Origin of the sequence: Oceanobacillus sp. FSL W7-1281 (genome assembly GCF_037969835.1) — a bacterium.
Classification (GTDB): domain Bacteria; phylum Bacillota; class Bacilli; order Bacillales; family Amphibacillaceae; genus Oceanobacillus; species Oceanobacillus oncorhynchi.
In genome coordinates, this window is record NZ_CP150214.1 from 4,058,942 (window position 1) to 4,076,108 (window position 17,167).

Consider the following 17,167-nt stretch of genomic DNA (forward strand, 5'->3'; position numbering starts at 1 on the left):
TTTTCCAGTTAAATGTAATAAGCTTTTGAACATTTAGGAATCCAGTTAATAAATTACAAAAGCCGAACTGCCTCCTTTCTATTAAGAAAGTAAGGGAGTTCGGCTTTTTCCATATCTCTATTTTGCCATCTATAATGTATTAGCTTAATACACTTTTTTACTACATTATTTTTCACAATCAAGAAATTCTGTTTCTTCCTTCATATTCATGGGCATCTACATTATCAATTATTACTTCCATCAACGAAATCTATTACTTTCTATCCCCAGCATTTCCCAACCCCCTATTCATCTCCCTTCCCTCCCCTTCCTCCGCTCCATCCCAAACCTAATCCACCCATAAATCACCGCAACCGCTCCAAAATAACAAACACCAATAGATAAATAAGCTAAAATCTCCCAAAATATCATGTGTGATTCTCCTCCTTTATCCCTCAGGATCAAGATCCTCTTGCATAAATGCGCGAGTTGGCTGTTTTTTCTTCGTCAATTGATGTGCAATAAAGAATGTAAGCAGGTTCATGCAGATTCCAACAATTAATGTAGGGATTTCGAATGGTTCGTTAAGGCCGTAATTCCATAGCAGAGAAGAGATAATCCCCGCCAGTATCGCTGGTATTGCAGCGTATGGCGATACTTTCCTGTCTCTTGCTTTCCCCCATAATAATGCAATAATAATAACAGGAACAATGGACGGCGCCCAAAGGTCAAAAATGAATACCATTAAGTCGAAAACGTTTGGAATTAAAAGAGCAACAAGAATTCCGCCAATTCCTACGATAAGTGTGGACCATTTGGCAAGGTTAAGCATTTGCTTATCTGTCGCTTTGGGATTAATGAATTCTTGATAGATATCCCTCGTGAAGATGGTGGAAGCTGTATTTAAGATAGAATCTCCAGTGGACATAACGGCTGCAATGAGTCCCCCGAAAATCAATCCGATAGCGCCGGTTGGCATATGCTCTAAAATTAATGTGGTAAATACAAGATCCGGATCGGTGCCTGGAAGAAGAACAACACCCGCTAGTCCGATAAAAACGACAGCAGTTGTCATGAAAAAGTAAAAGATGCCAAGGTACGTAACCGAACGTTTACTATCTAACGCGTTTCTGGATGAGGCATACCGCTGAATATAAAAGGGAGCTAGTGCTTCCCCTAGCAAGAAGGTTAAGAAGAAAGCAATCATGGCTGCAATTGTCCAGCCGCCGGTAAAATCTAAAATGCCGGCATCGATAGCGCTGACTTTTTCAACGATTGCTGGGACACCGCCGATATTATTTAACGCCAATGTCAATGTGGTTGCAATACCAATGGTTAAGATAATAAATTGAATGGCGTCTGTATAGATGACAGCAAGCATGCCGCCTCCCCAAGTGTAGATTACCGTAATGACAGAACCCAAAATAGTCATTGGAATATAATCGAATCCTGTCATGGTTTCCAATATTCTTCCCATTGCCAGCACTTGTACGCCAAACATTCCTACGCTATATAAGAAAGAAAAGATACCGGACACCAATTTCCCTGAGCGCCCATAGAAATATCCAAAAACATCTCCTACGGTATAGACATTCCCAAGATTTCTAACCCGTGGAGCAACAAATTGACCGATTAAAATTTGGCTGAAAACAACACCAAATACCGCAAGAAAGATAACCAAACCTGTCTCGTAAACGAACGCCACCCTGCCAATCGTTGCTCCGCCGCCGGCTAATGTTGCTGCAAGCGTTGCAAAAATAAGAGCCATTGGCATGGAACGGCCGGCAACGGTATAGTCTTTAAAACCGGAAATTCTTTTCATGGAATAATAACCAATGTATAAGACGAGCGCTAAATAAAATAAAACGATAATAACATCAAAGGTATTTACTGGCATATATCTTCCCCCTCATTTTATGATTTTTCAAATCGTGCTGGTGAGAAAGCCTCTATATTCAAGTCTGTTTGCCCGGTTAGGATGATTTCGGAAATCATTTTCCCGCTTACGGGTGCCATAGCCAAGCCTACCATGGCATGGCCGGTACAAATATACATATTGTCCAGATGAGGTATCGACCCAATGACCGGCATGCCATCAGGAGTCATTGGTCTCATTCCTCCCCATTCTTCCTCGTTATCTCCCTTGATTTCTTCCTTTAGATAGTGAGATGCGGCAGAGCGAATCCCCTGCACACGTTTCTTATCGATGTTTACATTTTTTCCGGACAGCTCCATGGTTCCTCCGATGCGGATAGCATGGTCAAAAGGAGTGATTCCTCCCTTTAAATCACCGAGATAAAGCGGATGATCGATTTCTGTTTTAGGATTTGTGATTGTAATACTGTAGCCTTTCCCTGCAGTCAGCGGCAGCTTATAATTCAGCTTTTTTCCTATATCATCAGACCACGCTCCGGCTGCCAGCAGGAACGCATCCGCTTCAAAAACTTCCTGCTTTGTCTTTACCGAAGTAATCTGATTCTCCTGCTTTTCAATATCGATAACCTTTGTATTTGCATACAGCTTAACTCCCAATGCTTTTAATTTTTCCACCATCCCTCTGGAAAAGGACTCTGGACGAATATGGTATTGGTTCTCTAAAAAAATGCCGCCCGTTACATCATCAGAAAGTGCAGGCTCTAATGCTTTAACCTCCTGCTGATTTTTGTATTCCGGCTTTTGATGTCCATATTGATGCGAGACTGCTTCCAGACGTTCCAATTTCTTCTTCAGGTTCGCCTCATGGAGAAATACAAACAGCATTCCTTTTTTATGCAACTCGAAATCAACGCCATCCTTTTGAATTTCATTAAATAGAGATAAGGTATGCTTGCTCGTCGTTAATAAAGCCTCTTCCCCTTTCTTAAAGGCTGCTTCATTGCAATGTTTCATAAATTGCGTCAGCCAGCCGGACAGCTGCGGCATGGCTGACGGCTTAATATAAAGCGGGCTGTCTTTCTTCATTAGCATTTGGATGGATTCCGTTACCAGCCCGGGCGTCGGTACCGGCTCATGAATAGCTGGACAGACCCATCCTTGGTTGCCCCTGGAACATGCCATGCCAAATTCTCCTTTTTCAATAATCGTTACGTCTGCACCGGATTTTCTTAAAAAATAGGCACTGGTAAGGCCGATAACGCCTCCGCCAATTATGATTACTTTTTTCAAGATAAGGACTCCTTTGTTAAGCATTTGTGAAACAGTAAGATTAATCAGTAATTATTAAATTTTTCGTTAATTAAACAGATGCTTTATTCGATGGATCGTTCTATCTCGAATTATTGCCTGGCAAAACATAAAGCTTGTTGTCTGACAGGCTTAGTTAGCACCCTCGTAATATTTTACAATTTTCTAATTTCTATTATACAAGATTAGACAGAATATTGCTTTATTTTGTTTTGATTTATTTAATATATGGCAGTAATATCAACTTCTAATAAATAGGTTAATCTTTAGCTTATCATTAAAAACTCTTACTTTTCCCTCAACAGCAGCACAACCTATTAGCCTTATAATCCACCTTATCCAAAATATAGCACATTCCAAAGCATCCCACATAAGCTACAACAATCTCATTTACATTCTTAACTAATCATGTTTCTATCATTCACACATCCTATGACCGCATTCCCTATCAAAACACCTTCACACTTATTCAAAAATAGATAATATTCTCTATTTTTATAATTTTAGAAGGATTTGTATTCATCCCTAGCGAATTTGATAGTATAACAAAATGGGAGGGGTATCTATGAAAAAGATAAGCAAAAAGCTTTTAATGTTCAGTCTTGCCGGGGCATTTGTTGTGGGAGGATCAATCCTTACTTCACCGGCTGTCCATGCAGTAGGAAACGGGCCAAATTACAATGGCAATGAAACGGTTAATACTTCCATTCTTACTACCTACGATGAAATGGTTGATTATCTTAAGAAACAGGACTCAAAACAAAGTCAAATGGAATTGGAAGTGATTGGCCAATCTATGAAAGGTCGCGATCTATATCTTGTTAAATATATCTCCAACCCTGAAAACCCAACTATTCTTTTTTTAACACAACAGCATGGTAACGAGCAATTGACAACAGAAGGGACGCTTGAGTTCATTAAACACCTGGGAACCGGTAAAACAAAAGGTGTGCTAGATAATGTGAATGTGTTGATTGTTCCGATGTTGAACCCTGATGGAGCAATGGGAGATGTAGATTTTGATTTAGATGATTATATTGCTAGCGGAGATCGTCATCTAACAAGATACAATGCAGCAGGCGAGGATTTAAATCGTGATCATGTGAATAAAGTTTTCCCGGAAACACAAGCCCTGCATAATAATGTATTAAGTGCTTACGATATTGATTATATGATAGACCTTCATCATCAGGGAGCTAATAGTGAACGTGATGGAGAGCTAGTGTCTGGTTCCATCCTTTATCCGACTACGGAAAATGCAGACCCCGAAGTTGTTCATAAATCCAAACAATTAGGTGCTGTGGTGTTTGATAAAATAGATTCAACTGGTTGGGGACATCTTGGTAAATATAATGGCGGTTCTGCCGAGACAATTTCCCGAAATGGAATTTCTGTCGAATACGGAATCTCTACCCTGTTATTTGAAATGCGCGGCATGTCGGATCATTCCAATGAATCCGCCATTTTAGGACAAAAAAGTAATGGCTATTTAATAAAACAAACAGTAAATACGTTGGATGCTGCTGTTAGGGCCATTTCAGATGGATCTATCAACAATAAAGATGTTTCTTTTTGGGATACTTTACCAACACAATCTACGAGGACAACGGAGTAAATAGTTATTTCCTCATAAATCATGATAACTCGTACTATACCTTGAACTTCTCTAGGCAGTTTTAGAAAACGGAGCATTTAAGGGATTCTAAGAAAGCGATTATTACTTTCTTAGAATCCCTTTACTTTGGTGTGGAATCTTTAACTTTCTATTAAAAAGAAAAGCACCTTCTCCGTTTGGTTTTTGGCGCATTCTATCTGAGTGTTGAATTCCAGTCTAACTTTTTTAAGACCCTTAGTTTTTCACTGGATGTCTATAAACATATTCGGGAAAGTCGGTAATAATACCATCCACGTTGCGTTCAAATAAGTTATTTGCTTGTTCCTGCGTTCGCACTGTATAAGGATATATCTTCATCCCGGCAATATGAACACGGTCAACAAGCTCATCTGTAACAATACTCATATTCGGGTTGAAGAAATCAGCAAAGGTTGTAAATTGTGCCAACTGTTCATCGGTAACATTTGCCCAAGAAGTACCGGCAAGGACACCGTGAGGGATATTCTGCAGAAGTGCTTTTGATTGTTGCACAGATGTATGATTAAACGACTGGATAATAATTTTTTCGTTATTAGGCTTATGCATATTACGCACCATTAAGGCTTCAGCGACTTTTTCTTCTACGCCTGGATACAATTCAGGAGATTTTAATTCTATTAATAACCCAATCTTTCCTCGATAAGTATCGATTACTTCCTCAAAAGTAGGAATTTGTTCACCCGCAAATTCTTGTCCGAACCAACTTCCGGCGTCCAATTGTTGAATTTCTTCAAGTGTGTAATCCCCAACAGATCCTGTCCCATTTGTTGTACGATTAACAGTTGTATCGTGAATGGCTATTAGCTCTCCATCCTTGGTCATTTGTACATCAATTTCAATATAATCAGCTTTCATTTCAAAGGCTTTTTCAAAAGCAGCCATTGTATTTTCCGGAGCATGACCTGATGCCCCTCGATGTGCAATATTAACCATTTTTTTCTGTTGTTGAACTGTCTGAGTGCCTCCACCTTTGGATGCGAATACAGGAACTGTGAACACAGACGCGAAGATCATTACTGTTAACGATAAAATAGTAATCTTTCGTATCATAATCTTAATCTCTCCCTTTTTCTGTCTTACTTTTTATTATAGAGGTAATCTATTAAGTAAATGTAAACTGTAAGATAAAGAGATGTAAGATAAACTAAGAAATTCTTAATAGTTCAAAAAGTTTGCAACATTGAAGCTTCCATCTTTACTACCAAACCCTAACCTCCACCCAACGCCCTTCCAACAGCCTCAACATAATCATAAAACTCCTCCGTCCGATTATCCCGATTCTCAGAAGAAAAATCCCCATCCTCAAAAAAAGCCATTCGCTGCGCAGTGCTGATCTCTAATTGAACTCCTTTGCTCTGCTTATTTTGATTAACAATATTGTCCTTTTCTTCCCCATTGATTTCCTTCGGTGCATCACTTACGGAAAAACCCGCTTTTTTTAGCTCTATCTCAATGGATTGGGTCAATGCTTCATCCAGCCCACCCAAATACGTGTGTTTTTCCAGTTCGTCCTCGTATCCATGGAAAGATACGGTATAGAAAATGTCTGAGACAAGCTCTACCGCCTCTGGTTCATCGAAGTTTGTGGAATCAATATGCAGGTCCGTATTGTTTGCTGCTTTTATTCCTTGAAAAGAATAGAAGGAATAGTCGCCTGCAAAAGCTAACTGTTCCGCTAATTCCGTTGTACCAGGCTCTATCCCTCCACCATGGATGGCTATGCTGGCAACATCCGAATCTCTTTCTTCGGAACTGATTCGATAATCTTCATCCTGCCTCTCCTGTTGATGAAGTTCGTTAAAGTTTTTATATTTATCGTTCCCGTTACTTCCATTGACTAGCAGCATCGCTATCATTATAACGGCCAGTGCTAGTCCCACAATCATAAAGTTATTTCTTTTCATCGCTGCTACCTCTATTTCATGTATGCCATTTTCTCTTTATCATTCTATCATTCTACTATATCAGGCATCACATCTGAAACGTCATCAATATACTCCTGCAATTTATCGAACTTTTCTGCTTTCTCCACCCTCCCCTCTACGCCAAACATGCTAAAATAAGCATACCAATGAAACAACAAGTCAAACAGCAGCGAAAGGAAAAACAATCATGACCTTAGACTATACAAACTCCATCCCGCTTCATGTGCAGTTAAAAAAAATCATTGAACAGAAAATATATAACGGCGATTATACCGAAAAGATTCCCAGTGAGAGGGAATTGATGGATGAACACTATGTGAGCCGAAGTACAGTAAGACAAAGTATCGAGCAGCTGGTTCGGGAAGGAATCTTGGTTAGAAAGCCGGGGAAAGGAACCTTCATCGCCGTCCGAACGATTAATGACTGGCTCGGCAGCCTTCACAGCACCTCGGAAAATATCGAGAAAATGGGGATGGCGCCGGGAGCCAGATTAGTAGCCTCCCAGGAAATCGATTTAGTTGGAAGATTAAAAGAAGTGACCGGCTTAGATAAGGCACATCACTTTAAAAGAATAAGGTATGCAAATGATATTCCAATGGGGATTGAAAGGCATTACTACCCTGTGGCATTGGGGAAAAAATTATCTCAATTTAACTTGGATGAAGAAGCATTCTATGAACTGCTGGAAAGAGAATTAAAGGTAAATACCTTTCAGGCAGAGCAGGAAATCAGAGCGGGCATCTCCACCCGGGATGATTCAGAGTTACTGAATATTCCTGAGGGGACAAGCATCATTATCGCAGAAAGAAAAATTACCGATGTCCATGGGGCCTTTGTGGAATTTGAGAGAGCCTATTATCGGGCCGATATGTATTCCTTTAAAATAACCTTGTCGAGAAATAGCAAATAAAAATAGAATATTTATTGTTTCTTAACTGGTTAGAACATTCTGACCTCCTTGAGAATACTGGTGTCTATCGCATAAAATATAAATAATATTTTTGCAGTCAAAATTAGACAGCTTTTTTAGGGAGGTCATCCATGTGAGTTTTATGATTGCATTCAGTATCGCAAGTATCCTGCTTTGTGCCGGTATGATTATTCGGTCTAAAGTAGCTTTTATTCGAAATATGTTAGTGCCTGCCAGTGTCATAGCTGGTATTTTAGGCATGATTGTCATGAATACAAATCTCATCCAGGCCACCAATGCCGAAATGTTCACTGTGATTGTCACGCAGTTATTTACGATCACGTTTATCTCGATTGGGTTAACAAGCAATAACAAGGCGAACAACGACCATACTGCCGGAAAGCAGATTGCCAGAGGCTCACTCGGAATGGGCATGCTCTGGAATCTATTATACGCACTGACCCCTGCTGTTGGTGTGATTGTCATTTTACTCATCGGCGGTTATTTTGGAATGGACGCCCTATACGGGCTGCTTATTCCCTTTGCCTTTACACAAGGGCCCGGACAGGCGGCGACTTTCGGATCTATTTTTGAACAGCAGTATGGGATAGAAAATGCAGCGATGGTAGGCCTGACCTTTGCAGCAATTGGTTTTATCGCCTGCTTCTTAATTGGCGTCCCTCTTGCAAAATATGGGTTAAAACGCGGGCTAGCCAAGAAATATGGCGAATCCGAGATCAAGGATTATGTCAAACGGGGCTACTATACGAAAAATGAAAAAAGAGAATCAATCGGACAGGAGACGGTATTCAGCGGAAATATGGATACGATGACGTTTCACTTTACGATGATTGGCATCTGTTATGTGCTGGCTTTAGGAATGGCATCTCTTATTTCCATGATTCCTGGAATAGGTCCGACGCTTGGCGGAATGCTGTTTATTTACGGCATGCTTGCCGGCTATTTTGTAAAAATGGTATTGAAAAAGCTGCAGCTGGACCATTTGCTGGATAATACCTTTCAAACGAAAATCACCGGCTGGTCCACCGATTATTTAGTTGTCTGTTCCTTTATGGCCGTTCAATTCAGTATCATCGGCCAGTGGATTGTTCCAATTATCATCGAGGCCATTGTGATAACCATCCTTACCATTGCGGTCGTTTTATACTTTGGAAAGCGCTTAGGCGGCGACAACGACTTTTCCCGGACGCTCGGTTTGCTGGGAACCTCGCTGGGTACGGTTCCCAGCGGAATCGCGCTTGTACGGATTATTGAGCCTTCCCTGCGTTCCACCACAGCCATCGAATTAGGGATGATGAATATTCCGATGATGTTCTCTTATATAACCGTTTCAACAATTATGATGATTATGGCCGGGACATTGTCCGTCACAGCAGGAATTCTATGGTTACTGGCGCCTGTCCCTGTTTATTTGATTCTATTAAAGATATTTAAAGCATGGGGCAGAAAAACATACGATTTTAAAGAGGAAGCTGAGCCAATCAAAAGTAAGAAAAAATCTTATGCATAATCTATATGGAAATAAGGAGTGAAATCTGCAATGCAAAAATTATATTATGGCGGCGATATCATTACGATGACTGGTGAAAATGACAGCGCCGAAGCGGTTTTAGTAGAAAATGGAGTTATCAAAAAGCAAGGCAGCTTAGCAGAAGTGAAACAAGCAGCCAGCCCTCAGGCAGAAAGCATTGATTTACAAGGAAATACCCTGATGCCTGCCTTTATCGACCCACATGGTCACGTTTCGATGGTTGGTCATTTTTCATTGATGGCTGATTTAAGTGAATGCAATAATTTTGATGAAGTAATTCAAGCACTAAAAGCATATATTCAGGAAAAAGAATTAAAAAAAGGCGATATTGTCGTCGGATGCGGGTATGATCATAATTTTCTTGCAGAAAACAGACATCCAACGAAAGAGATATTGAATCAAGTATCCACGGAGCATCCTATTTTGATTTTACATGCTTCCGGCCACTTAGGCTGTACGAATGATTTGGGATTACAGGCAGCAGGCATAAACGAGCACACTTCCGACCCGGAAGGCGGTACAATCGGCCGGGTTGCAGGTACAAATGAGCCAAATGGCTATTTAGAAGAAAATGCCGTGATGGGATTACAGAAAACCCTTTTTAAAGATGTGAAACGGGATGAATTCAAGCTGGCGGAGTATGCTCAGAATGAATATATCAAAAATGGAATTGCAACCGTCCAGGACGGCGCATCATCCAAAGAGATTATTGACTTATTCAAAGCCTTAGCCCAGCAGCAAAAGCTGAAAATCGATGTGGTCGCCTACCCCGTATTTGATGCAGAGCCGAAAAAGCTGATGGAAGAAAATAAGGATTATGCCAAAAAATATCAGAACCGCTTTAAAATCGGCGGATATAAAATGTTTTTAGATGGATCCCCTCAAGGGAAAACAGCTTGGCTCACAGAACCTTATGAAGGCGAAGAAACCTACCTGGGATATCCATGGTTCAAGGATGAGCAGGTCAAACAATATACCGACGCAGCAGTCAACGATGGCGTGCAGCTATTAACACACTGTAATGGAGATGCCGCTTCTGATCAGCTGTTACGGAACTACCAAGCATCGCTGGAAGAATCGAATCATCCAGATAAAGAGAATCTGAGACCTGTGATGATACACTGCCAGACCGTAAGAAATGACCAATTGGACATCATGGCCGACTTATCGATGATCCCCTCCATCTTCGTCGCGCACACGTATTACTGGGGAGATGTCCATCTAAAAAATCTTGGCGACAAGCGCGGACGCCGCATCAGCCCGGCAAGATCCGCATATGACCGCGGTCTGTGCGTGAACTTCCATCAGGATGCACCTATCGTCAAACCGGACATGCTGCATACGATTTGGTGTGCGGTAAACAGACAAACGAGAAATGGTGTGAGCATCGGGCCTGAGGAATGCGTCAGTGTCTATGAAGCGTTGAAGGCTGTCACGATTAATGCAGCGTATCAATATTTTGAAGAGGATGATAAAGGCAGCTTGGAAGATGGGAAGGTTGCAGATTTGGTTATTTTGGATCAGAATCCGATGAAGGTGGATACGATGGATATTCGGGATATTCAGGTTTTGGAGACGATTAAGGATGGGAAGACGATTTATCGGAGTGAGATGACTACTGTGCGATAGTTAAGGGTTTTTAGGTTAGGAATGGAATAGAGCGAAGCAACCAAACAGGAATGATAAAGAATCCTGCTCCCCTCTTTTCGACCCTTTATATATTTTAGAATAACTATCTATTTATATGTTGGACTTCAAAAAAGAAACTCCGTTGAGATTAATAACAGGAATCTCAATGGAGTTTCTTTTTAAAATACCAGCTAGCTTCACTATTATAATCCTAAAGCTGTTATTATAGTGGATAAAGCAGTGTACTATTCAAACCTCTCTCTATCCAGTTCAAATGCTTATTTGCTTCTTTTTTATCTTCATTTATTAAAGATTCTTGAAATTTATTATAAAACAACATATTTTGTCCCTTTTCACCAACAAAAAGTATTTTCTTTTATATTTCTTTTTCATCATATAACCTTCTGAAAATCTAACTTGTATTTTAACGACTATTATATATGTTCATCCACAACTCATGAAATAGCAAGAAAACAGTATTATTCCTTGTCTATATAGATTATATAAGCTAATTAGGGAATGTATCTAATTAAAAATTTCTCAAACTAAATATGTAGCCATATATATCAAAAAATCTATGATAAAGCTTGATACCAATATTCTAAAGATATCAAGACTATAACATAGATTTTTCTATCTGCTTATCAAAATTCAGCCCTTTTACTAATACTTCTAACTATGTTCAACCACACGGCTCTTTTCCAATCCTTTGAAACATCATTTAAGCTACCACAATTACTTAACAGATATCTAATCGAGGGCTATTTTCTATTAATAAATAAATTAATGTATGTTTGGGAGCACAATACAATCATAGGAGTTCCATCTCTTTAATCCCCCATTCAAGTACCTCATTCACTTATTAATACTCAAAGTAAACGTCACCCTATCAGCAATCATTAACGATTTTGAAAAATGGATATGTCTGTTGTTCTGGTCAGATGAAATCTTTTCAACATTAAATAACGTAGCGCCAATATCACATTGCAAACGTTCCGCTTCTTCCACCGTTGCATAGCCGACGTTCACTATTTTATCTGAACTTACCACTTCAACACCGTATTCTTCCTTTAATGTTTTGTATGTGGAAGTTGTTGAACTTATTTTTTCTTCTAACCCGGGCAGTAATTCAAGCGGGTAATGCGATGTTTCCATAATAAATGGCACATTATCTATAAAAAGCAGCCTGCGTAGTTCGAGGATTTTAGAGTTTTTTGAGACGGGAAAGTTATTCTCATTTTCCCCTAAGTCAATAATGTTGATAGATAAGATTTTTGTATTTGGTTCATTTCCAGAGCTGCTTGTTAATTCAGAAAAGCTACCTACTGAGATTAATTCACGTTTATGTTTCACTTCTCGGACAAACGTACCTTTCCCCTGCTTTTTAATTAATACGCCTTCTTCCACCAGGTCCGTTATTGCCCGGCGTGCCGTTATCCTGCTTACACCATACTCTTCACATAATTCTGTTTCTGTAGACAGCTTTTGACCTGGCATATACCTTTCCATATTTATTTCTGATTTAATATGTTCTTTTAATTGTAGGTATAATGGTTTTTCACTTGATATATTCAGTTTCATTTTCTTCTCTCCTAACCTTTTTTATTGAAATTAAAATGAAAATATATATTATCCAACTTTCGCAAATATTTATGTGAAACTCCTAGAAGTCCAACAAAAATAGGAATTATTTTAGGAAAATTAAAAATAACTATACATGACCACTGAAGGAGAGGATTTTTAAGTTCATTTGGATAAAAAAATAAGGTAACATTCACGTGCAAAAATTGATTAATTTATATTATAACATATGCTAATATTATAATACATTATTTACATAGTACCATTATCCTTAATCTACAGTGACTAAAGTACTTAATGAACCACTTTTAACAGAAATGATTCCTGTATTATTATGTAAGGATAAAACAAAATCCTCTTTACCCGCATGAGTAAAGAGGATTTTGTTTACCTAAACTATTAGTATGCAACTTTAAACATATATCTGCGTGTTGGTAAAGGATGATTTCTTACTTCTGCTAATGCAACTGCATGTAAACGCAATACATAATTGATTACCATTGGTGCTAAGTAACCTTTTATCTCATCATCTATATCTGATAAATCCAGGTTTGCTGCATCAATAACAAGCAGTTTATCCGTATATTTGTTTAAAAATACTTCTGCTCTTTCTTCCAATGGTCTTGTTTCATCCAACCCTTTTAGCAGGATAAATGGCACTTCTTTATCAGTTATTTCAAATGCTCCATGGAAATACTCACCCGCATGGATAGGGTGGGAATGTATCCATTGCATTTCCATCAGAATGCAGTTTGAGAAAGTATAGGCGATGCCGTAATTTGCTCCGCTTGCCACCGTATATATAATTTTTTCATCTTTTACTTCTTCTGCATACTCTTTTGCCTTTGTACGATATTGTACATCTGCTTTATCGAAGGCTTTGCTTAACCCGTCTAAACTGGATACCATTTTTTCATATGTTGTATTACCTTCTTTGATGTTCAATAGTTTGGATGTTAAACGATACAAGACACCATAATTCATTATCTCCGAATACTGCTCTTTTGAACCGGCAGGAGCCCAGCTGTAATTAACGGTATAATCAGAAGCACGTTTTAGTGGTGCATCTTCTACATACATCAAGGAAACTGTCAGTGCTCCCTTATCTTTTGCAAACTGAGCTGCGTCCGTTGTTTCCGGCGTCTTCCCTTTGTGTGAGCATAAAATGACTAATGACTTTTCATTGAGTGTACTTGGATTCAAATGAATAAATTCATTTGAATTAAAAACTTCCGCTGTAATGCTTTTTGCTTCGCGGTCAATCAAATATTTACTTGGAATCATCAATGCTTTTGATCCTCCGCATGCCACCAGAAAGACTCTTTCTATTTCTCTTTCTTCATATGCGTTATATACCTCTTCCAATTGATGCAGTGTTTGTTGTTTGTTTTCTTCCATTTTCAATTCCTCCTACTAGATTATAATACGTATTATAATGTTATATTATTGATTGAAAAAAGACTATATTTAGCCTTTCTCCTTATATATTGTTTTTCCTTGGCCAAAACTTCCTTCTAACCGACATGTTTTTGATGCTGATACAGCACCTTTTTGTAATGCAAATTCAATGCTTGTTGAATCCGTATAAAAAGTTAAAAATCCAGCTATAAAAGAATCACCCGCCCCCATCGTATCGACAACCTTAACCAATTGTGGCTCTTGATAATAAAATTGATTGTTCTGATAAGCGATAGTACGCTGCTCTCCTCTGGTAACGATTATTATAGGAACCCCTAATTTAGCAACCTTATCAATTAGCTGATTTACTTCCTTTTCCTCCATCCCGCTTCCAGAAAAGAATGCAAAAGTTAAATAAGGGCATACTTGCTTTAAAATTTCTTCGTTCCACTTTTTCTTCGTAGAAAAATCAAAGGATATTTGTTTATGAGCAAGTAAATGTAATTGTGATTCGAGGTGACTATCAATACTTGTGTGAATGATATCAAATTGATTGATATATTGAATGTCCTCAGGGGTAAACCTGAGCGCTAGTCCAGATGTGATTCGTGTCTTTGTATTCGATCCTTCAAATATACGATCTCCTTTCTTGTCAATTTTTACATATGCTACCGGAGTTTCACCGATAGCATATCTGACTCTGGATAAATCAATCCCCTCTTCCTCCAAGGTCTTTCTTAAAAATGTTCCATAATCATCATTGGCGATTATCCCCATATACCCGTTATTTTCTGCGCCATTATGTGCACTTACCACAGAAACATTTAATGCATTTCCGCCGGGAAAAATCGTATTTTTATATTTATAATAATCTACTACACTATCACCTATACTTAATAATTTTCTCATTCTACATTCCACCGCTTTATCAATATGTTTATTCCTCTATATACGTATTTTCCAATGTGATACCAGACTGGAAGGAAAGAAAGCCTTCTAAATTTGTAAAGCCATTAATGTTACTCTGCATTCCATAACTTTGCTCTCTCCAGTTCAGATATACAAACGGGGCTTCTTCCATTGCACGCTCAATTAATTGTTCATATATTTCCTGTCTTTCCTCTTCATCGGTGGTTTCCCTGCCTTCAGCGAGAAGTTGATTTATTTCTTCATCATCGAAGTAAGCAGAGTTATTTAAACGAACTTCTCCACCTTGATAGAAATTGGCCATCCAATCACCGTCTGTAATATCACCGGATGTGCCTGCAACGAGCATTTCATAGTCACCCTCGGTATTTTTGTTGATTCTAGTAGCCCAATCTGGCAATTCCAGTGTTATATCAATGCCTATTTTCTCTAATTCTGATTGAACGGCAAGCGCTGTTTGTTCGTGCATTCCGTATTGAGAAGTAGACAGTAATGTAGCACTAAAACCATCTGGATACCCCGCTTCCGCCAATAGTTCTTTTGCTTTTTCCGGATCATGTTCATAATAATCCGTGAATCGGTCATCATATCCCAAATACCCGTCAAGTATAGCCATACCGTATATTGGTGTACCTCTTCCGCTAAATGCCGTATTTAAGATAGCTTCTCTGTCAATACCATACGCAATTGCTTTACGGACATCCGGATCATCAAAAGGTTCCACATCCGTATTAAATTGTAATTTCATAAATGGACCATTCTTGCTGTCTAATTTGACGGTATCCAGCTGTTCCAGAGATTCTACATCTTTCCAGGGAACCGTTTCTACAATATCTACTTCTCCAGACCTCAGAGCATTCACACGCGTATTTTCTTCCGTATAAAATTCAAACGTGATTTCATCTAATTGAGGTTTATTTTCTTTATAGTAATCATCGAATTTTTCAACGGTGATGTGACCGCCTTGCTGCCATTCTACAAGTTTAAATGGTCCTGCTCCCATAAAATCTGTATCCAATTGATCACTGTTTTCTTCTGTCCATGATTTCGAGACGATTACTGACTCAGGAATTGCTGTATAATGTACAAACGGAGCTGAAGGTTCGCTTAAATGAAAGGTAATCGTTGTATCGTCTTCTACAACAATCTCATCAATCATAGATAGCTCTGATTTAAAAGTGGCTGTACTGTCGTCTGCCAATATTCTTTCAAACGTATATTTCACATCTTCAGCTGTTACAGGATCCCCATTATGGAATGATGCATCCCGTAAATGAAAGGTATAAGAAGTCGCATCTTCATTTACTTCATAATCCTCTGCAAGTTCAGGTTGCAGTTCGCCATCTTCATTGTAGTTATATAAACCTCTTGCTAAGGCTAATTTTACCGTTCTTCCATGTGTTCCATTTTGCATATAAGCCTCTAAAGTATCCGGTTCTTCCGCTAAACCAAACGTTATATCTCCGCCGTTTTCCCCATTGTTCTGACCTGACGAATCACTAGAACACGCACTTGCTAAAATCACTAAAGCGCCTATGAACAACATTAAAAAGACATTTTTTCTCCTCAACATATACGTTTCTCCTCCTTTAATTCAAGGTATTTATTATCTTTTCAATTTTGGATCTAAAACATCTCTCAGGCTGTCTCCTAATAAATTGATGGCTAACATCGTGATTCCGAGACATAGAGACGGCCAAATAACATAGAAAGGATTGTTATGAATATAACCGCTCGCATCCCCAATCATCTGTCCCCATGATGGGGCAGGAGGTGTAACTCCCAGCCCGAGAAAACTTAACCCTGATTCAAGCAGGATTGTAGCGGCAAATGTCAAACTTGCCTGAACAATAATTGGAGATGTGATATTTGGCAAAATGGACTTTAAAATGACACGGAAATGTGTTGCTCCCAATGACAATTCACTTTCTACATACTCCAGGCTTTTAACCTGTAATGTTGCTGAATGTGTAATCCTGGCAAAGTATGGTATATATAACAGGCCGATAATCAACGTCAGATTGTTTACACCTGATCCCCAGAATCCCACTACTAACAATGCTAATAAAATCGGTGGAAAGCAGAGTACAATATCCATAAATCGCATAACCGTTTTTTCTGCAATACCGCGTACATATCCGGCTATAAGTCCAAAAATCGTTCCTCCGATTAAAGAAATGGCAGTGGCTCCTACAGCAACTAAAATAGTCGGTTGAATACCAACAATCAATCTGCTTAAAATATCACGTCCAAATTCATCTGTTCCCAATAAATGTTTCGATGATGATTTTATCAGTACTTGATCATGGTTAAACTCTAATGGATCATAGGGTGTGATAAACTGTCCAATCAAGGCAATAATGAGAACCGGTAAAAGGAGTATTGTACTAAAAATAAATTGTTTATTCTGCAGTAACTTTTTAAACACG

At 38.9% G+C, this 17,167-nt stretch carries 14 protein-coding genes; 4 read left to right on the top strand and 10 right to left on the bottom strand.

What is annotated here, in order from left to right:
• Positions 1-288: 288 nt before the first annotated feature.
• From MKX55_RS19850 to MKX55_RS19860, 3 genes are read right to left on the bottom strand one after another with little or no spacing between them, the layout of a single operon-like run.
• Positions 289-411 (bottom strand): hypothetical protein, encoded by a 123-nt coding sequence (locus MKX55_RS19850; protein ID WP_339234409.1) that lies wholly within the window; start codon positions 409-411, stop codon positions 289-291.
• A gap of 16 nt (positions 412-427) precedes the next feature.
• A complete protein-coding gene (locus MKX55_RS19855; RefSeq protein WP_339234411.1) occupies positions 428-1,876 on the bottom strand; it encodes a sodium:solute symporter family protein in 1,449 nt (482 codons plus the stop codon).
• Positions 1,877-1,893: 17 nt separating this feature from the next.
• Entirely contained in the window at positions 1,894-3,144 is a 1,251-nt protein-coding gene (locus tag MKX55_RS19860; protein ID WP_339234413.1) for an FAD-dependent oxidoreductase, read from the bottom strand.
• 583 nt (positions 3,145-3,727) lie between these two features.
• Here MKX55_RS19860 and MKX55_RS19865 point away from each other — a divergent pair.
• The gene (locus MKX55_RS19865; protein WP_084612833.1) at positions 3,728-4,777 is read left to right on the top strand and encodes a M14 family zinc carboxypeptidase; all 1,050 of its coding nucleotides are present in this window, start codon (positions 3,728-3,730) and stop codon (positions 4,775-4,777) included.
• Positions 4,778-5,011: 234 nt separating this feature from the next.
• Here MKX55_RS19865 and MKX55_RS19870 read toward each other — a convergent pair whose 3' ends face one another.
• Both MKX55_RS19870 and MKX55_RS19875 read right to left on the bottom strand, forming a co-directional pair.
• On the bottom strand, positions 5,012-5,866 hold the full coding sequence (locus MKX55_RS19870) for a glycerophosphodiester phosphodiesterase family protein (RefSeq protein WP_339234418.1): 855 nt from the start codon (positions 5,864-5,866) through the stop codon (positions 5,012-5,014).
• Positions 5,867-6,024: 158 nt separating this feature from the next.
• The gene (locus MKX55_RS19875) at positions 6,025-6,720 is read right to left on the bottom strand and encodes a poly-gamma-glutamate hydrolase family protein (RefSeq protein WP_339234421.1); all 696 of its coding nucleotides are present in this window, start codon (positions 6,718-6,720) and stop codon (positions 6,025-6,027) included.
• A 208-nt stretch (positions 6,721-6,928) separates the two neighbouring features.
• Between MKX55_RS19875 and MKX55_RS19880 the strand changes: the two genes are divergently transcribed.
• The 3 genes from MKX55_RS19880 (at position 6,929) to MKX55_RS19890 (ending at position 10,832) form a co-directional block, all read left to right on the top strand.
• Positions 6,929-7,651 carry a GntR family transcriptional regulator gene (locus MKX55_RS19880; protein WP_339234423.1) on the top strand — a complete coding sequence of 241 codons (723 nt, stop codon included), beginning with the start codon at positions 6,929-6,931 and terminating at the stop codon, positions 7,649-7,651.
• Between the two features lie 142 nt (positions 7,652-7,793).
• On the top strand, positions 7,794-9,182 hold the full coding sequence (locus MKX55_RS19885; RefSeq protein WP_339238587.1) for a sodium/glutamate symporter: 1,389 nt from the start codon (positions 7,794-7,796) through the stop codon (positions 9,180-9,182).
• A 30-nt stretch (positions 9,183-9,212) separates the two neighbouring features.
• Positions 9,213-10,832 (top strand): amidohydrolase, encoded by a 1,620-nt coding sequence (locus MKX55_RS19890; RefSeq protein WP_339234424.1) that lies wholly within the window; start codon positions 9,213-9,215, stop codon positions 10,830-10,832.
• Positions 10,833-11,687: 855 nt separating this feature from the next.
• Here MKX55_RS19890 and MKX55_RS19895 read toward each other — a convergent pair.
• From MKX55_RS19895 to MKX55_RS19915, 5 genes are all read right to left on the bottom strand, one after another.
• The gene (locus MKX55_RS19895) at positions 11,688-12,413 is read right to left on the bottom strand and encodes a UTRA domain-containing protein (protein WP_339234426.1); all 726 of its coding nucleotides are present in this window, start codon (positions 12,411-12,413) and stop codon (positions 11,688-11,690) included.
• A gap of 399 nt (positions 12,414-12,812) precedes the next feature.
• A complete protein-coding gene (locus MKX55_RS19900) occupies positions 12,813-13,811 on the bottom strand; it encodes an SIS domain-containing protein (RefSeq protein ID WP_256705110.1) in 999 nt (332 codons plus the stop codon).
• 69 nt (positions 13,812-13,880) lie between these two features.
• Positions 13,881-14,720 carry a PfkB family carbohydrate kinase gene (locus tag MKX55_RS19905; RefSeq protein WP_256705111.1) on the bottom strand — a complete coding sequence of 280 codons (840 nt, stop codon included), beginning with the start codon at positions 14,718-14,720 and terminating at the stop codon, positions 13,881-13,883.
• Between the two features lie 28 nt (positions 14,721-14,748).
• On the bottom strand, positions 14,749-16,311 hold the full coding sequence (locus MKX55_RS19910) for an ABC transporter substrate-binding protein (RefSeq protein ID WP_256705112.1): 1,563 nt from the start codon (positions 16,309-16,311) through the stop codon (positions 14,749-14,751).
• A 33-nt stretch (positions 16,312-16,344) separates the two neighbouring features.
• The gene (locus tag MKX55_RS19915) at positions 16,345-17,166 is read right to left on the bottom strand and encodes an ABC transporter permease (protein WP_339234432.1); all 822 of its coding nucleotides are present in this window, start codon (positions 17,164-17,166) and stop codon (positions 16,345-16,347) included.
• Position 17,167 lies beyond the last annotated feature (1 nt).